The 22167-nt window shown below is 61.7% G+C and carries 33 protein-coding genes; 31 read left to right on the top strand and 2 right to left on the bottom strand.

The features are described from left to right. The first annotated feature begins 103 nt into the window (after positions 1-103). The 10 genes from NDI54_RS20290 to NDI54_RS20335 all read left to right on the top strand — a co-directional run bounded on the left by NDI54_RS20290 (position 104) and on the right by NDI54_RS20335 (position 6228). Positions 104-637 carry a DUF7342 family protein gene (locus NDI54_RS20290; protein WP_220619791.1) on the top strand — a complete coding sequence of 178 codons (534 nt, stop codon included), beginning with the start codon at positions 104-106 and terminating at the stop codon, positions 635-637. Positions 638-645: 8 nt separating this feature from the next. Further along, positions 646-1080 (top strand): hypothetical protein, encoded by a 435-nt coding sequence (locus tag NDI54_RS20295; protein WP_310898189.1) that lies wholly within the window; start codon positions 646-648, stop codon positions 1078-1080. 126 nt (positions 1081-1206) lie between these two features. After that, positions 1207-1695 carry a hypothetical protein gene (locus NDI54_RS20300; RefSeq protein ID WP_310898190.1) on the top strand — a complete coding sequence of 163 codons (489 nt, stop codon included), beginning with the start codon at positions 1207-1209 and terminating at the stop codon, positions 1693-1695. A gap of 195 nt (positions 1696-1890) precedes the next feature. Continuing rightward, complete coding sequence (locus tag NDI54_RS20305) at positions 1891-2181, top strand: hypothetical protein (protein WP_119712824.1); 291 nt, start codon at positions 1891-1893, stop codon at positions 2179-2181. After that, positions 2181-2507, top strand: a complete 327-nt coding sequence (locus NDI54_RS20310; protein WP_119712825.1) for a DUF7558 family protein — start codon at positions 2181-2183, stop codon at positions 2505-2507. The genes NDI54_RS20305 and NDI54_RS20310 overlap by 1 nt, the downstream gene beginning before the upstream one ends. 71 nt (positions 2508-2578) lie before the next feature. Further along, positions 2579-2881: a hypothetical protein gene (locus NDI54_RS20315; RefSeq protein ID WP_119712826.1), complete on the top strand. Its 303-nt coding sequence runs from the start codon at positions 2579-2581 to the stop codon at positions 2879-2881. Then, positions 2882-3394, top strand: coding sequence for a PIN domain-containing protein (locus tag NDI54_RS20320; protein ID WP_079235407.1), 513 nt, complete (start codon positions 2882-2884; stop codon positions 3392-3394). It abuts the gene before it with no gap. Positions 3395-3425: 31 nt separating this feature from the next. Continuing rightward, positions 3426-3755 (top strand): hypothetical protein, encoded by a 330-nt coding sequence (locus NDI54_RS20325; RefSeq protein WP_119712827.1) that lies wholly within the window; start codon positions 3426-3428, stop codon positions 3753-3755. A 665-nt stretch (positions 3756-4420) separates the two neighbouring features. After that, entirely contained in the window at positions 4421-5287 is an 867-nt protein-coding gene (locus tag NDI54_RS20330) for a DNA-binding protein (RefSeq protein WP_119712828.1), read from the top strand. Between the two features lie 557 nt (positions 5288-5844). Next, the gene (locus NDI54_RS20335; protein ID WP_310898191.1) at positions 5845-6228 is read left to right on the top strand and encodes a hypothetical protein; all 384 of its coding nucleotides are present in this window, start codon (positions 5845-5847) and stop codon (positions 6226-6228) included. A gap of 393 nt (positions 6229-6621) precedes the next feature. Here NDI54_RS20335 and NDI54_RS20340 read toward each other — a convergent pair whose 3' ends face one another. Then, positions 6622-7017, bottom strand: coding sequence for a hypothetical protein (locus tag NDI54_RS20340; RefSeq protein ID WP_310898192.1), 396 nt, complete (start codon positions 7015-7017; stop codon positions 6622-6624). 297 nt (positions 7018-7314) lie between these two features. Here NDI54_RS20340 and NDI54_RS20345 point away from each other — a divergent pair, with 297 nt between their 5' ends. The 20 genes from NDI54_RS20345 to NDI54_RS20440 all read left to right on the top strand — a co-directional run bounded on the left by NDI54_RS20345 (position 7315) and on the right by NDI54_RS20440 (position 20111). Next, positions 7315-8241 (top strand): transcription initiation factor IIB, encoded by a 927-nt coding sequence (locus tag NDI54_RS20345; protein WP_119712833.1) that lies wholly within the window; start codon positions 7315-7317, stop codon positions 8239-8241. A 100-nt stretch (positions 8242-8341) separates the two neighbouring features. Next, complete coding sequence (locus tag NDI54_RS20350; protein WP_115862221.1) at positions 8342-9229, top strand: biosurfactant protein 1; 888 nt, start codon at positions 8342-8344, stop codon at positions 9227-9229. Positions 9230-9373: 144 nt separating this feature from the next. Next, entirely contained in the window at positions 9374-9562 is a 189-nt protein-coding gene (locus tag NDI54_RS20355) for a hypothetical protein (RefSeq protein ID WP_096396460.1), read from the top strand. Between the two features lie 106 nt (positions 9563-9668). After that, a complete protein-coding gene (locus tag NDI54_RS20360; protein WP_006183452.1) occupies positions 9669-10049 on the top strand; it encodes a hypothetical protein in 381 nt (126 codons plus the stop codon). 68 nt (positions 10050-10117) lie between these two features. Further along, positions 10118-10780, top strand: a complete 663-nt coding sequence (locus NDI54_RS20365; protein ID WP_006183451.1) for a DUF6735 family protein — start codon at positions 10118-10120, stop codon at positions 10778-10780. A gap of 37 nt (positions 10781-10817) precedes the next feature. Then, positions 10818-11102: a hypothetical protein gene (locus NDI54_RS20370; protein ID WP_006183450.1), complete on the top strand. Its 285-nt coding sequence runs from the start codon at positions 10818-10820 to the stop codon at positions 11100-11102. A gap of 61 nt (positions 11103-11163) precedes the next feature. Continuing rightward, positions 11164-11913 carry a helix-turn-helix domain-containing protein gene (locus tag NDI54_RS20375; RefSeq protein WP_006183449.1) on the top strand — a complete coding sequence of 250 codons (750 nt, stop codon included), beginning with the start codon at positions 11164-11166 and terminating at the stop codon, positions 11911-11913. A 60-nt stretch (positions 11914-11973) separates the two neighbouring features. Beyond that, entirely contained in the window at positions 11974-14346 is a 2373-nt protein-coding gene (locus tag NDI54_RS20380; RefSeq protein WP_310898193.1) for a heavy metal translocating P-type ATPase, read from the top strand. 120 nt (positions 14347-14466) lie between these two features. Next, positions 14467-14889, top strand: a complete 423-nt coding sequence (locus NDI54_RS20385) for a hypothetical protein (protein WP_220619921.1) — start codon at positions 14467-14469, stop codon at positions 14887-14889. Positions 14890-14995: 106 nt separating this feature from the next. After that, a complete protein-coding gene (locus NDI54_RS20390) occupies positions 14996-15487 on the top strand; it encodes a hypothetical protein (RefSeq protein WP_220619932.1) in 492 nt (163 codons plus the stop codon). 3 nt (positions 15488-15490) lie between these two features. Continuing rightward, positions 15491-15856: a DUF7568 family protein gene (locus tag NDI54_RS20395; RefSeq protein ID WP_220619920.1), complete on the top strand. Its 366-nt coding sequence runs from the start codon at positions 15491-15493 to the stop codon at positions 15854-15856. 77 nt (positions 15857-15933) lie between these two features. Further along, entirely contained in the window at positions 15934-16329 is a 396-nt protein-coding gene (locus tag NDI54_RS20400) for a DUF7567 family protein (protein ID WP_220619919.1), read from the top strand. 79 nt (positions 16330-16408) lie between these two features. After that, a complete protein-coding gene (locus tag NDI54_RS20405; protein ID WP_220619918.1) occupies positions 16409-16813 on the top strand; it encodes a DUF6166 domain-containing protein in 405 nt (134 codons plus the stop codon). A 19-nt stretch (positions 16814-16832) separates the two neighbouring features. After that, entirely contained in the window at positions 16833-17111 is a 279-nt protein-coding gene (locus NDI54_RS20410; protein WP_220619917.1) for a DUF7389 domain-containing protein, read from the top strand. Between the two features lie 40 nt (positions 17112-17151). After that, positions 17152-17817 (top strand): helix-turn-helix domain-containing protein, encoded by a 666-nt coding sequence (locus NDI54_RS20415; protein ID WP_220619916.1) that lies wholly within the window; start codon positions 17152-17154, stop codon positions 17815-17817. Between the two features lie 2 nt (positions 17818-17819). Then, positions 17820-18338 (top strand): hypothetical protein, encoded by a 519-nt coding sequence (locus NDI54_RS20420; protein WP_220619915.1) that lies wholly within the window; start codon positions 17820-17822, stop codon positions 18336-18338. Between the two features lie 123 nt (positions 18339-18461). After that, on the top strand, positions 18462-18680 hold the full coding sequence (locus NDI54_RS20425) for a hypothetical protein (protein WP_220619914.1): 219 nt from the start codon (positions 18462-18464) through the stop codon (positions 18678-18680). Positions 18681-18751: 71 nt separating this feature from the next. Further along, positions 18752-19438 carry a DUF6166 domain-containing protein gene (locus NDI54_RS20430; RefSeq protein ID WP_220619913.1) on the top strand — a complete coding sequence of 229 codons (687 nt, stop codon included), beginning with the start codon at positions 18752-18754 and terminating at the stop codon, positions 19436-19438. Next, positions 19438-19578, top strand: a complete 141-nt coding sequence (locus NDI54_RS20435; RefSeq protein WP_220619912.1) for a hypothetical protein — start codon at positions 19438-19440, stop codon at positions 19576-19578. Before NDI54_RS20430 ends, NDI54_RS20435 begins: the two co-directional genes overlap by 1 nt. Continuing rightward, positions 19575-20111, top strand: coding sequence for a hypothetical protein (locus NDI54_RS20440; RefSeq protein WP_220619911.1), 537 nt, complete (start codon positions 19575-19577; stop codon positions 20109-20111). Before NDI54_RS20435 ends, NDI54_RS20440 begins: the two co-directional genes overlap by 4 nt. Positions 20112-20287: 176 nt before the next feature. Here the strand turns inward: NDI54_RS20440 and NDI54_RS20445 are convergent, their stop codons facing one another. Next, on the bottom strand, positions 20288-20632 hold the full coding sequence (locus tag NDI54_RS20445) for a winged helix-turn-helix transcriptional regulator (protein ID WP_220619910.1): 345 nt from the start codon (positions 20630-20632) through the stop codon (positions 20288-20290). 78 nt (positions 20633-20710) lie between these two features. Here NDI54_RS20445 and merA point away from each other — a divergent pair, with 78 nt between their 5' ends. After that, positions 20711-22165, top strand: coding sequence for a mercury(II) reductase (gene merA / locus NDI54_RS20450; protein WP_310898195.1), 1455 nt, complete (start codon positions 20711-20713; stop codon positions 22163-22165). The last annotated feature ends 2 nt before the right edge of the window (positions 22166-22167 follow it).

The raw sequence follows: 22167 nt of genomic DNA on the forward strand, positions 1-22167 counted from the left end.
ACTACGCTCAATCTCGCCGCAAAACGGGGGCTCCCGCAGGATACTCAGTCAGGAAACTATTCCGCGAAGTAAGAACTATATCCTTCACGCTGCAATCCTGAATATGTTCGAGACAGACGCCCCCGATGGGCCGCCCCCCTTCGAGGAGCCGTTCAGCAGCGACGACGTCGAACAGCGCATCTACGGCACCATCCTGCAGACCCGCGAGCCGACGACGGCGAGCGCGATCGCCGACACCGCCGACTGTGACCCCAAGACCGCCCGGAAGTATCTGGGGTGGTTCGACGACCTCGGCATCGTCACCCGACACGATGGTCATCCAGCCACGTACGAACGCAATGACGCGTATTTCGAGTGGCGACGCATCAACCAGCTCGCAGTAGACCACTCCGTTGAGGAACTGCAGGAACGTGTTCGTGAGCTCACAACGCGCATCACCAAGTATGAGGAGGCGTACGACGCCGCGTCACCGGCCGTCGTTGATGCCGTCGCCGCCGCGGAGGGCAGCGACGAGCGGACTATCGACGACGTGTACAGCGACCTCGGCGACTGGGCGACCGCCCGCGAAGAGCGAGACTGCTACGAACGGGCGCGCCAGCAACGCACGGGTAGCGAACGCGAACAGGCATCCGGGTAGCCCGCTCGATGGTGCCACCGACAGGCGATGGTGGGAGCCCGGCCCCCATCGATCGTCCCATCCTCGAGTTCCTTCAGACACGGCTCCATGCGACGAGGCAGGTCTCCCACGCGGCCATCACGGATGCAAGCGGCCATTTCGAGCTTCAGGTCGTCTTTGCATCGTCATACTACCCAGCGCCCGTCGACGACGCAACCCTGACTGTCCGCTGGTACACGAACGACGACTTCACAATCCACTATCGTGAGTTACATTCGGGGCACACCTGGGAATGCCGATGGGATCGGCATCCGAACCCCCACAATACGCGCGACCACTTCCATCCCCCGCCCACCGCCCCGACGCCCGGTGACGATGATTCGTGGCCGACCGATCATCGTGATGTCCTGCAACTGGTCCTCGACGAGATCGAAGACCGGATTGCAGCACTGTGGGACGACTAGACGACTCCCTCGCAGTGGCGTTTATCGCGCCGACCAAGGGTGACGGCGCTCAGCCCGATGGGCACCACACGAGAGCCGCCGTGGTGTCCAGCCTGGTGTCAACTGAGCGCGGTCACAGGTGAATCCATGTCTACGTTTAGTAACTCCGAGACAGCGAGTGCATCGCCGTCAGAAAACCACACGAGCCCACCCCGAGAGACCGAGGACACAGAGCCACAGACATCCTGGCCAGACGATGCAAGCAGCGAGGATGGAACGCCAACGCTCAGAATGAACCACTGTCCGGAGTGTGGGAACCGTCGATTCGTCTCGAAACTCCTCGTGTACGAGGTCACAGGCTACGACGAGGGCGGCGAGCAAGAGTTCCGCCGCCAGCACGTCCGGGCAGAGTTCGAATACACCTGCAGCGAGTGCCAGACGACACTCCGGACGCTTCCCGCAGATCGCCGCGACTACTACGACGAAGTCGCAGTCCTGGAAACGGAACGACGGGCAGCCCTCCGTGATCAACTCCGCCAGCTGGGGAGGCGGGTTTGGCAGCGCCTTGCAGCGCGGACGACGTGGCTGGCACTCGGGCTCGTGACACTCGTGACCGGGCTCGTGATCGCACTCTAACAGACCGACAGGGACCGACAGCAAGGGGTGGCTCACAGTAGGTGTTGGAGTAGCGTCATGCTCCCTTCCAACCAGGAACGAGGCTAGCTGAAGGCAGATCGCTGACGTAGGACATCGTGCCCGCACCGCAGGTGTGTCTATCGGCGCCAGGAGGCGTGAGGCGCGCTCGAAGCGCGTGCAGAAGCGTGAGTTCCTATGCCTGGTCAAGATATCATCGACGACACGACAGACGACTACGAACGACTCGAAAACGAACTCGTTGCACAGGATCGGGATGCGTCCCGAGTCGCGACGGCGGACATCGATGAGGCGACTGCCCGCCGTCTCGTTGGCGACCTTGTCGAGGACGATGTGGTGACGCCGATCCCTGACCAACGCATTCTCGTCCACGAGCCCAGTAGCAAGCCCTTCGAGTCGATCACCCAGCTCGCTGTGTTCCATCGTGGCTGGCAGGCCGCCACCGACGCCGACCCGGAGGACAACTGATGCAACAGACGCTTTCTGGGTGTGCGTTCTGCGATTCACCGCCCGGTGCAGAGATGGGCGAGGCGCATACGTGGGGGAAAGACGAACGGGTGACGCACCCAATCTGTGTCGACTGCGCCACCCAGACGCGGTCGGATCCCGACGAGCGCGACCACCACGCCTGCGACGGGTGCGGACTGGTCGTCGACGCCCTCGCGGCACTTACCCGGTTCCGCGTCGAACTCGGCCATCTCGAGGGGCCGCTCCAACTGTGTGCTCGCTGTAGCCCTGGTGGGCTCGCGACGTACTGGACGCGTGACCTCGAGGAGCATCTCGTGGACGGGTGACGCTTGGCCGAGTGAGGCTCACATCGTACACACGAAAACGGCTAAGTGCGTTGGCTCACAATGTACACATCATGAGCACCGATAAGAAGCGCGTGCAGTTTCGGGCCCCCGATCGCCTCATCGACCGGGCCGACGCACTGGCCGCAGTCCTCGGGGAAGACCGAACAGACGTCCTCGTGACCGCGCTTCGGGAGTACCTCCAAGAAGCTACTCACGACGACGCACTCACCCAGGAGATCGCTGCCGCCTATTACGACGATGAGATCACCTTCGAGCAACTCAAAGCGCTCGTCGGCGCCGAGGAGGCGGCAAACCTCCGAGTGTTGAAACAGCAGTTGGACGAGGACTTCATCGACGAGGTCGCCGACGCGTAGATGTCGCGGCTTATCGCAGACGCCTCCGCCCTCGTGAGTCTCGGCATCGTTACTGACGACGATCCCGATCCACTCGCACTTTGTCTCTCCCGGTACGAGGTCGTCGTCCCAACGGCGGTCATCGATGAACTCCGAGAGATCGCCTCCTACGATGACGTCCATGGACACGCCGCGTCCGCCGTCCTCGACCAAACGGAGTCATTCACGACACAATCGGTGGACCTCGATGCCGAGTTCCCCCTCGATGACGGTGAAAACGCGGCGGTCACGCTCGCGAACGATCTCGATGCTGCGCTCTTCCTCTGTGACGAGTTCAACCAACTTGGCTTGATCCACGCCTCCCTCGCTGATACCAGGCTCGTCACAACACCGACACTGCTCTCGGTTCTCGTTCGAACTGAACACCTATCAGCTGCTGATGCGCGGCTGCTCCTCGATGCGATCAGTGACGCCCGTAGCTGGGGCGCGAACAGTTACGTGCAGCGAGCTCGCTCGTTGCTCGAGGAGCCCTGACACCATGGAGGATCCTTCGAAGTGATTTGGAATGTCCGATAACGACGCTCTCTACGACGTTCGTGAACGAACGAAGAACCCCGAGCACGCATCAGTTGACGACGTGGTCGAACTCATCCTCGAGCGCGCACAGCATCCCCGGACGGAGCACCGGGATGCACATCTCGACGAGATGATGGCGACTGTCGTCGACAGGTACGGGACCGGCCCCGTCCGAACTGTTATCCAACGTATCCTCGTCGACCACCACCCCTTTCGGACTGCCACGCATGACCTCGAGATGCGTAACGTCGACGGTGTTCGTATCGGGACAGCAGCCGGCCAGTTCCTTACAGAATTGAACGCGCAGCACGACGATTGAAATACAGTTTCTGAAAGCCCTCGGCCGCTCGGCATCCCGCGACCACCGCTGCGCTCCTCGTGCCTGTGGTGCTTGCGGGGTCGGGGGACGACCGAGACGGCCTCGCCCTTTCTGAGTCCGCCAGGACGGTAGATGCCTCACCGAGCGACGTAGCCGGCTGAACAGGTGTGTACGTAGCGGCCCGCCCCGCTCGCCGCTGCCGCCCTCCGCGTCGCTCGCGACCGACCATTCCGGGCGTGCGGGCGCTCTCCGCACCGCCCGCGCCCGTTCCGGGCTAAAATGGATGTGCCCTCGGCGCCAGCGGGTATCCCCGTCGGTTGCGCCCCTTGCGGGCTTTCGCGTTCCAGCGCTTTGTGCCGCCTGCGCTGTCGCGCGCCACACCGCGGCGCGCGTTCTCGGCGACAGTCGCCCTGGACACGGACCCGCACATCGGGCCGGACACGAGCGGGCATATCCCGCTGGCCGCTCGCTCCGGGCGGGTCGGCGCGCGGTGCTGGATGATCGTCCGCCTCGGGCGCGCTCTCGCTCGCGCCCACAGGGCGCTCGCGAAGGCGCGAGCGAGAGCGCGCAGACGAGTCTGTCGGTCGTTGTCGTCGAGGAAATCCGCGATGTAGGAGCATCGCGGTGTCGGGCGCGTGAGCGCCTTCAGGAACCAGTGAGTTCCAATGTCAAGTAAGAACGTCTCCAGTGAAGTAGTTTCGGTCGATGAACAGGCTTTCGAGAAACACGATGAAGCTGAGGTCGACGAGGATGGGTTCGAGGTCGTCGACGAGACCCCGGAGTTCCGAGCGACGGTCGACATGGAAGTACAGGCGAAAGTCGATTCCAACCACCCAGATGCGCGGGTCGAGGAGGGCCCGGATCACATGTTCGGGAAGACTCTCGAACAGGAGGAGCGTATCGAGGCCCGGGAAGCCGAGCTGGAGCACATCAGTGCCCAGGCGGAACTCAGTCAGCAGGAGGGACGCGCGAAGCGGACGCGGGAGGTCGTCGTCGAGCAGTGTGGCCGGGACGAGCCCGAACCGGTGGAGTGCACGGATCCCCGAGAGAAGCTGACGCAGGAGGAACTCGCGGCGGTGAACAAGCAGGCGATGCGGATCAGCGATGAAGTGCAGGGCGGCTGGTCGAGAGCGGTCGTCGCGAAGCAACTGGCCGAGAAGGTGCAGCGCGGAGAGGACGTGACGAAGGCGGTGCTGGAGACCCTTGAGGAGTTGAAGGCGGCGCCGGGGGCGATCGTGCCCATCGCGGACGTGCCGGACGTCCCGGTCGGTGAGGTGACAGTTCAAGGAACTGTGCAGACCCTTTGGGAACCGAGCAGTAGCGCGATTCAGCAAGTCGGGCTGATAGCGGATGACAGCGGGAAAATCAAGTTCACCTGCTGGGAACGGTCGAATCAAACCGTGGTGCGGGAAGGCCAGACAGTGCGGTTCCGGGCAGCAGCGAAAAACTGGTACGAAGGTCGGTGCTCAATCGCGCTGACTGGGTGGTCGGATATCCACTTCCCAGAGCGCGGTCGGTGGTGGGAAGCATAGCCAGTCGGAGCACTCTTCTTTTTTTGCTGTGTGCCGGACCGACCCAGACCCCGCCACCCCACCCTCCGCTCCGTGCTCGCTTCCTACGGTCGCTGCGCGCGCAGCCACGACCTTGCGGACTAATAGAGGAGATCATAGACAGTCCCTCCAGAGGTCGAGATCAATCTATGCTTCCTGACGTGACTAGTACGTAGAGCGTGTGGACTGAACGAGGTGGTTCACCAGCGACGAGCGGCTTCATAGGCTACTGTGGTTGGGAGGAGGACAACCAGTAAGACGAACGTGATTTCGCCTATTGTTGGGCCAGACTGCGTGAGGGCGCTATAGACATACAGTGCGGCGACAGCAAGCACACCGACAATAGCGGTGATGTATCGAGGATCACCCCACGAGGACGGAAATTCTGAACCAGACATACCTTTCGAAATTCCTGCTGGCATGATATATCTTCCCTCTGTATGCAACACGGAAATTCTATCGAGTACTGTAGGCTGGTCTCAGCGGTCAATTCCCCGATATAACAGGGTGTTATATGTCGTGGCTATCAAAATAACCATATGCCAACAACTGTGGATAACGAGGAAGCCGACCGTTCACGCACAGAGTTGGCCGGGCTCGCAGCCTTGGGGCTTGCGTACGTGCTCGCCGGTCTGGGGTTGTTCTACGGACTTGCAATCGACTCAATGCAGGTGTTCACCGCTGCAGTAATCGCGATTTTAGTACTGCTGGCTGTTTCAATGGGCATCATTGTACGGAACGAACCACTTGTTTCCCGCGAGAACGTTGTGATTTCAGTCTGTGTATTCGTAGCGGTGGCCCTCTTCCTCGGATTGAGTACCTTCACTGCTCTTCCGTATACCATGCTTGTCGGCGTCCTCATTCTCGTCGGCGTAATTATTCCTGGGCTGGTTCTTCAGTATGGGCCGTCAATTGTCAATTGAGATGGCTCACTCAATACCCTGTAACTACCAATTAGAGTGGTCGGTCGATGTTATGGGATGAAAACAGGCGATGGTGAGTTGAGGGAGGCTTATCGTACATAGCGCTCGTTTGATAGGGTCCAACTGTCCGCAGATGCTGCTGTTCGAACCGTTCTCTGTGGCTATACCTCGACGGCTACGCTGACTGCGTCTCTGCACGAGATTTCCGGTACAAATAGACGAGCAGCCCTGGTACTCCCAGGAACCCATACGTGACCCCGCGAAGTTGCGGCGAGGACAATCCTCGTTTCACCGAATCCCGGTACACATAGTACCCGACCGTCGGCCAGAAAATCAAAAGATACAGCCCCATACGAACGAGGAGGCCGTTGTATGCAGTGAGCCAATCTATTCTCACACCGTCGACTGTTGTCGCCGAGCAACACGCCAGATCAGGACCCCGAACCCGACAGCGACAGCGTAGCCGAGGACGATGAGCGGGCCACGTCCGTTCACGAGCACGTCGTAGAGCACGACGAATCCACCGAGCACACTCCCGACGATCAACCAGAGGAGCTGGCTGCCTTCGGTCTTCGCTTTTAACTCCAAACCAGTCGCGAGACGGATCCCAACCAGTAGGGCTGCCAGCACCGAGGCCGTGAGGAGAGGTAATCCCAGCGCGGTGAGTGCTGATGCCGCAAGCACATCTGTCGACGTGAGGATAAGCGACCAGCCAAACAGGCCGACGGCCAGCCAGACGACGCTCCGCCAGAGCTCCTCGTTGATGATTTCGCGCGTATCGGGTTTCATAACGGGAAAACTACGACTTGGGCACCAATAAATGTAGTCTGGTTGGGATTCAGACATCCCAGTCGAGGAGGAGCCAGGGCGACGCGCTCCTTTTTGCTGGTGTGTAGCGGTCACCGCCACCTCCCACCACCTCCACGGTCCGGGCTGCTCACGGCGCTCACGCGCCGTTGCGCGGCCGGGCTTTCGCCACTGCACCTCATCGGAGTCAGCGCCGTTCCGTGTGGTATATTTGTGCCCCCTCATGGGTGAGGGGCATTCCGAGAGACGGAGACCAGGTGATCCCCCTCGTGCGTATTCATGGCTACCAGAGAGATCTACGAGACGACGTTCGACGAAGACGTCCAAACCGAGACCGACTCGAACCAGTGTCCCGAGTGCGATGGCCGGGTCACCACCAACGCGGTCGAAACCGTCTGCGAGGACTGTGGCCTCGTCGTCGACGAGCAGCGAATCGACCACGGGCCGGAGTGGCGAGGATTCGACGAAGACGAGCGCGAGCGCACAGGCGCTCCGTTGACGGCGGCGCGGCACGATCGTGGGTTGTCGACGAAGATCGGCCGCGGGACCGATGCAAACGGGAACGAACTCTCAGGACAGAAGCGACGGCGGCTCGCTCGGATGCGCCGTGAACAGACGCGTGGGCGGTTTCAGTCGAAAGCCGAACGCAACCTTGCACACGGGCTTAGTGAAGTCCGCCGGATCAGTAGTGCACTCGAACTGTCCGAAACGATCCGTGACCAGGCCTGCCAGCTCTTCCGCAGCGCTCAGAACGAGGACCTCCTGCAGGGCCGGTCGATCGAGGCGATGGCCGCCGCGAGTGTCTACGGCGCGTGTCGGTGTAACGGGCGGCCGCGAACGCTCGACGACATCACCGAGTCGGCGCGCGTCGAGCAATCGCGGATGACGAACGCATACACGACGCTGAATACGGAACTTGGCCTGCCAGCCCAGCCCGTGACGCCCAGCGCGTTCGTTCCGCGGTTGGCGTCGGAGCTCGACGTCTCCGATCAGATCCGGCAGCGGGCTCGGCAGTTGGCGGAAGCATCCGAATCGACCGGAGCAACCACGGGGGTTCGACCATCCGGGTTCGCTGCAGCCTGTCTGTACAAGGCCGGACGCGAAGACGGACGGTGGCTCACCCAGTCGGACGTCGCTGACGTTGCGAACGTCTCGGTGGTCACCGTGCGGACCCACCGCGACGCGCTGGACGAACTGGCTGTCTAACGCCCACACTGCTGATTTTCGATTGTATGTCTGTAGGCTGATTGATGTGAGAGCCATTATTTAAACCCGAAGACGAAGCATGATACGGCCAGATCACTCTATGACCGACCAGTACGCCGACTACGAAGCCCTCCGACCGCTCGGCGAAGCGACCCACGTTCCCGACGATCAACTCGCCAGTAGTAGTGGCGAGCCCCGGCGGCAACGCTCTGGTGGCGTCGACGCGGGCTATCCAGACGACCCGACAGAAGGTGAGACCGAGTGCGATTCCTGTGGAGCGTCGATCCCCGCTGGCCAGTCGAAGTGCCGGTTCTGTCTCACGAACCATCTCGAAGCAGCCGACGATCAGGACACATCGACTGCCGAACAGACTCTCCTCCATATCATCCACATAGTCGTTGAGGCGTCGACGTTCTACGGCGCCGTCGGGAAGGGATCTGCTGCGGCCACCCTCCTCGCGAAGGCAGACGATGACCCAGTAGTCGATGACTGCAAGCTAATCTATGATCTCGACGAGGAACCGGCCCCACGGCTTGTCGATCAGTGGCCCTCGCTCCCCTCGGCGACACGGGTCACGTCTGAATGTGGTAATCAGCTGCTCGCGGCTGCTCGTGAGCGGACGGCGTGGACAGAGACGACGCAGTCCTGTCACGACGGCGAGCACACGACGTTCCTCTACGAGGAAACCGGGAGTGGGGTTCACTCCGAAGATCGTCTTGCAAGCCTACGTGAGGACGCAGACGGCGACCTCTGGCTGGTGCCAGCGATTGCGGTCCAGGAATCCGTTGACAAGACCGATACCGAACAGCCACGACGCGAGCGCCCGAAGAGAACTCACCTCGAGTGTCGGGAGTGTGATCGGAAGACTAAGCATCGATTCCGCGAGTTCGAGGCTGTCCCCGATGACGAGTGGACCGGGCAGCCAATGTGGGGCTGTCAGCGGTGCGGCACGCCACGCTACGGGCCCGAACCCGAAGCCGATCAGTAAAGACGACGTCAAATTAACCAACAATTCTGGTGTCGGCTCGGAGTTGTTGGTTAACAGAAGCCAGCTCGCGACCACCCGACGATACCACACCTGCTGACTGCCCGCCGGTGTTTTTCGGCGCCGAGAATTGGCGGAGGCGCACACATGGATCCACGAGACACCCCCGGCTATCGACTCCACCGCGCGCTCAGTAGCCTCACCAGTATCGACAGCGACCAATTGGAGCCCGCTGATCGAGAGCGAATTAGCACCGCGACGACGCTCCTCGAGCAGGTAGATTTTCTCACCCAACCGAATACGACGAGGGACGGTGACATCAACAGAGAATCCTGACAGCTCGACGCATCGGCAGCGCAACGTCATGTGGCCGTCACAGCGTGAGCAGTTGCTCGCCCCCTGAAAGGGTGCGGGGGCGCGAGACCGCTCCCGAGAACAATCCATGGCAACATTGCAAGCCGCAACGACATCGACCGGCGCGCTCGTATCGGATCCACAGGCAGTCCGCGAGCTCTGTGAGAACCACTGCTTCGGGACGCTCAACTGGGAAGTGGACGACGACGGCGAACTCGTTATCTGGGGCTACGACAGCTTCGAAGTGTACGAGGCCCGTGAGAACGGTCTTCCTGACTACGACGGTGGCATCGTCACTCACGAGTTCCTCCGGTCGCTCGCGGAGTATCTCGAACCGAACGAAGAATTCGACATCCAGACAGCCGGATTTACCAAGTGCCGGTTTCCCGTGCTGGCGAAACGGTACGTCGTTCGCGACGGCGAAGTCCTCCACGCGGACCTCAGTTCCCCCGACCCGATCGACGAGTAGCGTTGTTCGTCCCCCGGGAGGGGTGCGGGGCGATCCAGTCGTGGGTCGTCCTGCAAGGAGATTGTTCAATGGGCCACCGCGCACTCGTTGCGTACGAACGCACAGACGGACAGTACACGCTCCACTACTCTCATTGGGGTGCAGCGAATCTCAAGCTCAAGCACCGAATCTCGGCCGAAACACCGTTCGGTGGCGACGACACCGACTCGAAGTGGGCGAAACAGCTGCTGGCGGAACTGGCCGATGGCCTCGAAGCAGATGGCGTCGACGGCTACCTCGCCGGCGAGGATCGTCCGTCGTCGGTCGTCAAGCCGAAGCCCCGTGCCACCGGGCTCACCCTCGACGAGATCGTCGCGGACCACCTCGACTATCTCCACCACGAGGCGATCTTCGTGGTGTCACCCACCTTCGAGGTGACCGCCTATCGGACGCTGTGGTTCGGGCTGCAGTACGACTCGGAGACGGTCGAACAGGGAGAGACCGTCGGGAACGGCGCGCTCGCGACGGTGCGCTGGTACGACGGCAAGCCGGTCGGCGACGGCCACCTACAGGGACAGTTCGCGGCCCTCAAAGACGTCGTCGGCGACATGCTCGATAAGGGCGTCTTCACGCCGTCAACGGCGATACAGTATCTGAAACGGAAGCTCGCTGAGCGGGTCGGAGACCGACAGGAGCTGCTCATTCCGACCGGAGAATCACCCTTCGAGACAGCGAGTCTCGGCAAGCCGTAACACCAATCCCTTAGTGGATATCGGGGGACGTCTAAGTATGTCAAATCAGTCTGAAGATGACGTTCGTGTTTGGCTTGTCGAACGGACGTACTCCGATGACGAGCAGAACCTGATCATCCTCACCTACGCAACACCCGATGGAGAACAGTACTATCGGAAGGAACGCGCACTCACGTCCTTCACCGACGTCCGAGATACGACAGCAGCAGTCGATGCTGAACCCGGCAATCTTGGCATGGTCGATGACCCCGACCTCCAGGAGCAATACGCGGCCGAAGCACAGCGAATGCAGGAGGTTCACGACCCGGACGACGTGATCTGATACCCGCCAGTAGACATCGCCCCAAGCCATGGGTTATGTCGTGGCAGGCCTTAGTCGGGGTATGCGCGAACTCGTCTTCGCTCTCGAATACGAGCCCGGCTGCAACAGGGTGGCGGACGCCCTCGCAGACCACCCCGACGCTCGCGTTCGTTCACTCTCGCTGCACGCCACTGCCGACCAGCTCTGGCGAGTCGACCATGCCACCGGCACTCCGGACGCACTCGACGCCATCGAGGACGCGTTTCGCAACAGCGACTACTACGCCGACTGTCTCGCCACCGAGGACTGCGGCGCAACCCAGACCACCCGTGTCCTCGACCGCACGGACGACACGCTCATCCTCTACTCCGACTGGGAGCGGACCCCTGCCTGTGCCTCAGTCCCCCACATCGCCCGCGACCACCTCGGCGACGGTGTGCTGTTCGAGACCCGTCACGAGGGCCGCCACTACACGTGGCGGCTCATTCACTCCGACGAGGGCGATGTGGCGGCGTTCTTCGATTCCCTCGGGGTTGCCGTCGGGGAATGCGCCCAGATGGAGATGCTCCGCACCGCGGATACGACGACATCAGCTGGGGGAGGCGACGGGACACCGAGCGGCCTGCCGCCAGCACAGGAGGCCGCACTCCAGGCCGCTGTCGAACACGGCTACTACGAGTCACCCCGCGAGGTCGACGTCGGCGAACTCGCCGAGCATCTCGACGTGCCACGGTCAACACTCACCTACCGACTCCGTCGGGCGGAAGAACATTTGGCGAAGCAACATGTCGCCGGCGAGCGGGTAGCGGAAGAACGGCTGGCATCGCACTGAGGGCCGCAGTTGGAATATTCCAACAAAGACATATGGAACTCCCACTCCTACCGTGAGGTAATGACAGAGAATCCGGACGCAGCAGGAGAAACGAGCGGCGGCGGACAGCGACGTGAGCTGACCGCCCGCCTCGCCGTTCCCGAGATGGACTGTCCCTCTTGCGCCCAAAAGGTGGACAAGAGCCTCCAGCGTGTCGACGGCATTACTGACGCCACGCTCCAGCCGACCACCGGCACGGCCAACGTCACGTACGACCCTGATCGGACTAGCGAAGCCGACGTAGTCAAGGCGATTGAAGGCGCCGGCTACGAGGTCGTCGGGGGCTCGGACGCTGAGGGCGATGATGAGGACAACCAGGCGACCGACGGCGTCGACATCGCGCCACCATCGGAGGTCTGGACGAGTCCTCGCGCGAAGAAGACGTGGCTCGGCGCGGCGTTCGTCACGCTCGGCCTCCTCTTTGAGTTCCTCCTCACCGGACAGAACGTCACGGTGGCGAGCGTCCTCGAGTACCCGCTCCACATCGCAGATGTCCTGTTCCTCGGCGCCGTCGCCGCCAGCGGCATCCCCGTCGTCCGTAGCGGGTACTACTCCGCGAAGAACCGAAGCCTCGACATCGACCTGCTGATGGGGACGGCGATCATCGCGGCGACCGGTATCGGCTACTTCGTCGAGGCGGCGACGCTGGCCGTCCTGTTCAGCATCGCCGAGCTGCTCGAGGACTACGCGATGGACAGGGCACGGGACTCCCTGCGCGAGCTGATGGAACTCTCGCCCGACGAGGCGACCGTCCTTCGCGACGGTGAGGAAGTGACCGTTCCCGCCGAGGAGGTCGACGTTGGCGAGACCGTGGTCGTCCGCCCCGGTGACAAGATTCCGTTGGACGGCACGGTCATCGACGGCGAGAGTGCAGTCGACCAGTCGCCGATCACGGGCGAGAGCGTCCCCGTCGACAAGGCTGCCGGTGACGAGGTCTACGCTGGCGCGATCAACGAGGAGGGGTACCTCGAGGTAGAGGTCACCTCGACCGCTGGCGATTCGACGCTCTCGCGCATCATCGAGATGGTCCAGGGCGCACAGGCGAAGAAGACCGAGTCTGAGCAGTTCGTCGACCGCTTCTCCGGCTACTACACACCCCTCGTCGTCGTGCTGGCAATCCTGACCGCCGCTATCCCGCCGCTGGTTATCGCCGACCCCATCTCGGTCGACCTGGCCGGATACGGGTTCACCTTCGCGAGCGACTGGCAGACGTGGTTCATCCGGGGGCTCACCCTGCTGGTGATCGCCTGCCCGTGTGCGTTCGTCATCTCCACACCCGTCTCGGTGGTGTCGGGCATCACCAGCGCCGCGAAGAACGGCGTCCTGATCAAGGGCGGCAACTACCTCGAAGCGATGGGCGAAGTCGATGCCGTCGCGCTCGACAAGACGGGGACGCTCACGAAGGGCGAACTCGCCGTCACCGACGTCGTCCCGGTCGGCGACACCACGGAGGCCGATCTGCTCCGTCGCGCCGCCGGGCTGGAGCGGCGCAGTGAGCACCCCATCGCTGCGGCGATTCTCGCCCGTGCTGAGGAGGCGGGCGTGGGTAACTTGCCCGACCCGACTGGCTTCGAGAGCCTCACGGGGAAGGGCATCCGGGGCGAGATCGACGGCGAGACGTACTATGCGGGCAAGCCCGCGCTCTTCGAGGAGTTGGGCTTCGATCTCTCTCGGGCACGCCGCGAGACGGACGGCGGCGTCGCGGCGGAAGAGGCGGCCGAGTACGACGACGGGGCATTCGCCGAGGACGCGCTCGCCGCACTGGAGCGGGAGGGCAAGACGGTCGTTATCGTCGGGACGGAGTCGGAACTGCTGGGTGCGATCGCCATCGCCGACGAGGTACGCCCGGCCTCGAAGCGGGCTGTCGAACGCCTGCACGAGCTGGGCGTTGAGCGCGTGGTGATGCTGACCGGCGACAACGAGGGCACCGCCCGCGCCATCGCCGAGCAGGTCGGTGTCGATGAGTATCGCGCCGAACTCCTACCCGACGAGAAGGTCGACGCGGTCGAAGAGTTACAGGCGGAGTACGGGGAGGTCGCGATGGTCGGCGACGGCATCAACGACGCCCCCGCGCTCGCCACTGCGGAGGTCGGCATCGCGATGGGCGCCGCCGGCACCGACACCGCCCTCGAAACGGCTGATATTGCGTTGATGGGCGACGACATCGGGAAACTCCCGTACTTGTACGATCTGTCGCATACGGCCAACGGTGTGATCCGGCAGAACATCTGGGCCAGCCTCGGCGTGAAGCTCCTGCTCGCGCTAGGCGTGCCGCTGGGCCTGGTCAGCGTTGCGCTGGCAGTCGTTGTCGGAGATATGGGGATGAGCCTCGGCGTCACCGGGAACGCGATGCGGTTGTCCCGGATTGAGCCCGATCGAATCATCGACGCCTGACTCTGCGGCGGGAAGTGCGGGCAGGACGCTCTTCTTTCGGGACTTACCTCCGCTACATCGAGACAAGTTGTGGTTTGTCTGGGGCAGAAAGGACTGAGCCCCACCGTGGGCTCTGATTTGATGCGCGAGAATCCAGACGACGATCCATTCCACGATTGTGAGTTCGGTCCCGACGCAGTCCTCGGGACGCACACCTTCCACGATGTCCTGTTCACCGACGACACGGAAACCCCGGTAAACGTGCTCACCGGCGAGACGCCCGTACATTCGCAGGCGAGCGTCGAGGAAGCGAAGGCGTTCGCTGCGAGTATTGACACCGACACGCCACAGATCGCACTTCCGGCGTCAGTCGAAACGCAAATCGAGACGCAGAGCAAGCCCTACACTGCAGCTGCGTTCTTCCACTTCAAGGCGACGGGGTCGCTCGAACGACACCGTGCCTACCACGCCGCGTACGACTCGGATGCGTTCACCGTCGACTTCGAGGCCGACTACGAGTCTGGGGACCTGACCATCACTGTCGACCGAGCGAACGACTCCTAAGAATCGACCGCTAGATCAGGTTTTTCGAGTGCCGGCGATGGGTGCCGGCGCAGCAGGAGCAAGCGAGCAACGACTCCCGGTGCGTCGGCGCTTCGAGGTGTTCGAGATGCACATGGTCATTTACAGCCTGGTAGAAGCATCGACAGAAGACGAAGCACTATCCACCGGAAAGACGGTGTTCGACCGCCTGGTCGGCGCGGACCCACACGCTGGCGCAGTCTTCGACTACCACGTGACTTTTGATGAGGAAGACACGTCCGTTGCGGGGAAGGCCCGATGGGGTGAGTTGCCGACTGCAGCCCCCGTCGACTCCGACGATGGCCAAGACCTGCTTGAGCGTGGCTGGGAGGCGACGAAAGAGGAGTTCGAGCGGAATCTCGAACGGGTGAGGGAGGCACTTGACGAACTTTCCGATGAGGAGATCATGCGCGACGAAGAACTCGCTCGGCACGCCTTCCACCAGGTCGGCGCCTACGACGGGCCAACGATCTTCCTGTACAACGAATATGCGAACGGTATCCGTCACCGCGAGCAACTGGATCGAGTGCTGGAGGAGAGCGAGGAGCTCTGGATCGTGCCCGCCGACGTCCACTTCTAACAGATGTCCCGGATCACAAATTGGAAGCGCGAGAGCCGCACGCCCACACTCGCATACCGGAATACCGAGACCGGCGCTCGGGCGGTCTTACACCGAGCACCGGATTCGTACCGCTACAAGTGGCGTGGCGTAATCCTCGTCGACGGCTACCCAGTGTGGTCGCGGGGGTACGAGACGAAGGACGTGAAATCGTTCCGTGACGAGCTCCGTGACCGGCCAGCGCCCGAACTGAGTTGTCCCGAGTGTCTGAACAGCGACGTGGCAATCGGCGGAAAAACGGCTGACGGCGCGAAGGTTCAGCGCTGGGTCGAATGTCGGAGCTGTGGATACGAAGCATCCTCGAGAATCGTGTACGGCGCCGAGCGCTGATTGATGGGAACGTTTCTGCGGTGACGTTTATTTTGGGCCGGGATGGGTGGCCCGTCTCAATCGGGCCAGATCCACAGATGAGTCTGGGAGTCATCGACCGCCACAGCGAAGCACTGTTCGAGTTCCTCTGGTGTCCCGTCTGCGGGCACGAGGTATTCAGTCACATTCCGTTCGAAGGTGTGTTCTGCAAGAACTGCAACACGCAGGTCGAACTCCAAGAATCCCGAGAGACACGTGGCTACGAGGAGGCCGTCCTCGCCTGCTTCGACACCCACTCAACGTGGAACCTCCACGTCGACGAGAAGCTCCGTCGCGACCTACCCGATGGGTCGGCACGGGTGAAGATCCTCGGCGCACCAGGTGCCTACAAGGTCGACTGGTGGAGTCCAGCACCCGGTGATGACTGGGAGCCGGTCGAACGAGGCGAGTTCGACGATGTCGACGAACCAGCCGATATCTCCCATCTCGCGTAGGGGAAAGCAGGTCCTGTGGCTGTTTTTCACCCCCTGAGGGGTGCGGGGGTGCTCGAACGAGCAGCTCCCGAACAGACCGATGAGTAAACCTAGCGACACACACTCGCACGAACAGACACACCCAGCGAACGACTGCGAAATCGCCTACGTCGGGTATCGGCAGAGCGGGCGGGCTATCGTTGAGAAACGTCCCGGCCAAGAACGGCTCACGCCAGAGCGGAGTCTCGCGCTGGTGAACCACAGTCCCTCGGGATTCGAATGGGGATACGGTGGTAGTGGTCCGGCACAACTCGCGCTCGCACTCCTCCTCGATTACACGGATGACGAAGCGTTCGCTCTCGACCACTACCAGGCATTCAAAACCGAGGTCGTGAGCCAGCTGGGCTGCGCGGGGTCCGACGAGTACTGGCGACTCACCTCTAGCGAGATCGACGCAGCCCTTCGTGAGACGACTGGCGAGCCAGTCGCACCGACCATCAACTAACGATCACAAAGAGCAATCCATGGCAGAACCCACTCAGCAGTCGCACACGCCCGCCGAATCGACGGAGAACACTGAGCGACAGGCACCAACCGAGTACGTCGAGCGAAGCGATGTCGGCGTCTCACTCACCGTGAAGCTCACTCGCGGCACTGGCACCCGCGATCAGGACAAAATCGTGGCCAAAGCGAAAGGCAAGACGCTCGAAGATGCCCGCGAGGACATGGAAATCCTCCGGGAGTACATCCACGATCTTGCTGAGGACGCTCGCCAAATCCAGCCAGCAGATCTACACGAATAGTAATTCTTTTGGGTGTTGCACAGAATTGTGTAATCATAGGATGTACGAAGTATGCGGTGAAAAGGAACTCAAGGTCATCCTCGCGCTTGATCAAGGCGATTCCATCTCCGGCGTCGCGCGAAAGATCGACGAGAACCGCGAGACGATTCGGCGCGTCGTGAATCGCCTTGAGGAGGCGGACTACGTCGCGTACGATCATGGCCTCCAGCTCCTCGATCAGACGCTCCGCGACGTCGGTCTCGAGTTCCTGGCGGCCGCAGCAGACATCTCGCCGCCGTCGATCTCGGAGGCGTACGTCCTCCCGCAGTTCGCTGGCATGAACTACGCGTTCACCGCCATCGATGCGGTCTACGTCTGGACCCGCGGTGGCTACCAGGTCGCTCGCGACACAGAGGACTATCCGCTGTTCATCGCCGTCCACGAATCCGAACTCGACGCCTGGACGTCGTTCTTCAACCAATTCGGAATCCCGACTACAGAAGAGCGCCAGCCCGCTGACGATCTCGATGGCACCATCCAAGTCGTTCTGGAGCCACGGTCACAGATCGAGGCCGAGATGGTCGACGGACGGCCCGTCATCCCGCTTCAGGAAACCGTGGCGTTCGCAAACGAGTACTACGCGACCTTCGAGTCGGCACTCGATATGCTCGGCCGGATGTACGACGACATCGACACTGACGCAGCCTACCGGATGGAGCCAGCCTGAACATGAGTCAAGAAGACCGAAGCGAGGCACTCATCGAAGTGCTCGAAGAGCTGGAACAGTCCGATATCGGATTCGTCCTCGTTGGCGGCTACGCAATCAGTCAGTTCGAGGCGCGGTTCTCGACCGACCTCGACCGCCTCGGCTGCCGACAAACCAAGGCAGAGTGGTCGTTCGACTATCTGCGCACACACAGTTCTCCGACGACGATATCAGGCGGCACTCAGTCGACGACGGCACGAGCAGCCGACGGGGAAGTACTCGTCGCGGCCAAGCTCCATAGTGGTCGGAAAACGGATCTCGCTGACGTCCTCGCTGCGATCCCGTCGATCAACCTCGACATGGTCGAGACGCACCTGCATCGCGGCGATGCTGACGCCCTTCGTGATCAGCTCAGTGAGGCACAAACGTTCATCGAAGAGGGCGGGCTCGATCACCGCTTCAAGAGTATGTTCGGTCAATCATCAGCCTCGGCAGAGGATATCGAGACGCTGCTCGAATTCCTCAAGCGACAACAGGAGTGAGATAGCGCTCACTGTGACAGCAACAGCGGCGGTATCTGTGAGTGGCCGTCGCCGAAGTTGCGCTAGGACGGAAATGAGCAGGTGCTGTTTGTCGTCGCCTTGAGGGCGCGGAGGCGAACACCAGTGAGTGACTCATCAGATCAATCTGTAGAATCGGGTGGCCTAACACCAGAACAGCGTCTCGAACCACCGAACACGCGCCTCATTAACGCCGGTATCGTGACGATTCACGATATGGAGACGCTGCGAGCGTGTGTCGCCTACGAGAACACGAATCAGCAGCGTGTTCGGATTCTTCGCCAGCTCAAGCAGCAGGCCGACGAAATCCGCTCACAGGACTGAATCACTGCTCATGGAGGCTGTTTTTCACCCCCAGTAGGGGTGCGGGGTACTCGACCACCCGCGTTCGACACATGAAAACAGATCTGACCGACGGTCCCAGAACAGAAGTACAGACTGAGAGCGACCCCTGCCCGACGAACAGAGACCACGTCGAGTATGTGGGGATGCGCGTCGGCGACAGAGCGGTCGTACTCAACCTCACCGAACACGAACGACTCGCCCCCGACCGAAGCCTCGATCTCATACGACAGAGCCTGTCGGGATTCGAATGGGGCGACACTGGCAGTGGTTCGGCACAGCTCGCCTGTGAACTCCTCCTCGATTACTACGACGACGAAGCCGTCGCCTCCCAGCACTACATCCAATTTTGCGATGACGTGGTGAGCCAGCTGGAGTGCACTGGACCAGCTAATTGCTGGCATCTCACCGGCAACGACATCGAGGCTGCACTCGCTGACTGTAACGAGCACCACGCTCTCACGCCGGACGGTGGCATCCCGTCGTCGTCGCTACCGGCGAATTGGAGTGTCGTAAACCGAACAGATCGGACGGTCTTCCAGCGTCGAGACATCGACCACTACGTCGTCCTTGGCGAAGGGAGTACAGAGTGGCTGATCGTACTCTGTGCGCAGGGCGACAGAGCGTATCCCGCCCCGCTCGATCATCGAACCCTGCCGGTCGGAACTACTCCTGCTCCCGCCGTGCAGGAACTGGTCACTGAGAGCAACAACCTCGTCGAGCCGGAGGAAGAAGCCTGATGGAGACCCTTCGCCTCTCCCGAAGCGCATTCCAGCTCATCGGACGCCCTGTCGAGGCGCTGGAGCGCATCGGCCGGGAACTCAAACGATACAACGACCGGCACGAGCGAACAGCTGAGGAAGACACCGACGACTCATGACCAGCGAAGCGACTCTCGGTGAGTTCAAGGTCGAGGAGTCGTCCGGTGAGTCCCGCTCGCCCTCACTTGAAGAACGCCTTCTCACTCCGATCTCACCGTCCGTCGGACTACGGCTGATTCCCGGTCGAGGTGATTCACTCTATCTCCAGAACCGAGGCACGGAGCGGTACCTCTTCCGTGACGAACACGACCGGTGGTTCGTTCTCCAACCGTCCGCAAAAGACTCAGAAACGGCGTTCGTACGCTGGGTGTACCTCCCGAATGACAAACCCGAACGATTGGCGCGGGCAGCGCTTCGACGACGGACGGTGGTCGGCTACGACTACGTTCGGCGGGGGGCTGCTCCCACTCCAGTTAGATCGACGGTGACGGCAATGTTCGTTGCGGAACGCTGGCCCGAGACGACCTACGAGTGCGGATCGTGCGAGGCACTGTTCGACTCGGCACGAAACCACGCGCTCCACTGCTGGAACGCCCATCCGTGGGTACCGAACCCAGAGCAGGTACGTCGCCGACGTAGGGCCGACGAGTAAGTCAGAGAATCAAAGACAGGTGTCGAGACCATTCAAGAGAGTAACCAACAACGCTGGGATATCGGGGGAGCTGTTGGGTAAGTAGTAGTTGTTTTTGCGCCCGTGAGAGGGGCCCAAGGCGCATGACGAGAGTGATTCCAAGAGGCAATGAGCTGAAGCTCGAACTCCCTCATATCTCAGCTGTTCTCTGTTGCCCACTCAAGTAACGGTTCCAGGCGTGTTCGAACCTCGTCGCCGTCGTCCGTCAGCGCATACTCGACACGTGGCGGGATTTCGTTGTACTGCGTCCGTGAAACGAGACCCGCCTCCTCGAATTCGTCGAGGCGTTTCGAGATCGTGGACGTACTCGCGGTCGGGAGGTGCTCCTCAATCTCCGCGAACCGCAGTGCATCGTGTGCGCCGATGATGCTGACGAGTTGCATCGCGTATTTCCGGCTCAACGTGTCGATAACTCCTGTGAGCGGGCAGTAGCACGTGCCGTCGATATCGCACGCGGGCGCCGATGAAGTAGTATCTGCCATAGCTTCGTGGCCTCCAACCTACTCCATAGCTTCGGACTCTGGAGTATAAGAACTTCCTGTCGTAAAGTATCGGTATAGATGACTCACACCTCCGACTATGATCTCGTGATCCTCGGCGGCGGAGCCGCTGCCTTCGCCGCCATCACTGAAGCAAGCCGGCGGGACCTCTCGACGGCGATGGTGAATACGGGCTTGCCCATCGGCGGGACGTGCGTGAACGTCGGCTGTGTCCCGAGTAAGCATCTGCTCGCCGTCGCCGAGAGTAGTGCTGCAGCGTCGGAGAACCCCTTCGACGCCGTCACATATCCCGAAGAGCCGACTGTCGACTGGGCCGACGCCCTCGACGGCACCGGCGAACTCATCGAACGGTTCCGGCAGGAGAACTACGTCGACGTCGCTGAGCACTTCGAGACCGACATCTACGAGGGGTACGGCCAGCTGGTCGACGATACGACCATCGAGGTCGTCGACGGCGCCGACGAGGGCGCGCACATTACTGGGAAGAAGGCGCTCGTCGCGACGGGCAGTTCACCGTGGGCGCCGCCCATCGACGGGCTCGACGACGTCGACTACTACACGAGCGAGACCATCCTCGAGGAGGGCGACCTCCCCGAGAGCATCGTGATCCTTGGTGGCGGATACATCGCGCTGGAGTGGGGCCAGATCCTCCACCGTGTCGGCGTCGACGTAACCATCCTCCAGCGCTCCGGTCACGTGCTCTCAGATATGGAAGGTCAGCTCGGCCGGGAGATGCAACGAGCCTTCAATGAGGAGGGAATCGACGTCGTGACCAGTAACGACTTCCAGCAGGTTCAGGATGTGGCTACCGACAGTGGTGCTGACCCTGGTCAGAAGTGCGTCGCTGTGGAGACTGTCATCGAGGGCGAGGAGCAAGCGTTCACCGCAGAGGCGTTATTCGTCGCAACCGGCGTCCAGCCCAACAGCGAGGACATCGGCTTGGAAGCAGTCGGCGTCGAGACCGAATCCGATGGCGCGATTCGCGTCGACGAGCATTTCCAGACGACCAATCCCGACATCTACGCGGCTGGCGACGTGATCGGCGAGCCCGAACTGGAGACGGTCGCCGCCAAGGAGGGCAATCACGCCGTCAAGAACGCCTTCGGGGACGAGGGCGTCAGCATCGACTACGATGCAGTCCCCGCAGTCGTGTTCACCAGTCCCGAGGTAGCAGTCGTTGGGACAACTGAACGCGAATATATGGACGAACACGGTACCTGTTCCTGCCGGACGGTTCAGATGGAAGATGTCCCTCGGGCAAAGGCCGTCAAGAACACGGATGGACTCGTCCAGGTGGTGAAGCACCACGAGACCGACGAGATTGTTGGCGTCCACATGGTCGGCCCCCGCGCCGCCGACATGATCATGGAAGCCACGCTGGCTGTGAAGTTCGGTCTCACCGTCGACGACATCATCGATACTGTCCACCCGTTCCCGACGTTCTCCGAGGCGTTCAAACAAGCCTGTCAGGCCTTCCGCCGGGATACGTCCAAGATGAGCTGCTGTATCGAGTGAGC

The sequence above is a fragment of the Haloarcula terrestris genome (genome assembly GCF_031624315.1).
Taxonomy (GTDB): Archaea; Halobacteriota; Halobacteria; order Halobacteriales; family Haloarculaceae; genus Haloarcula; species Haloarcula terrestris.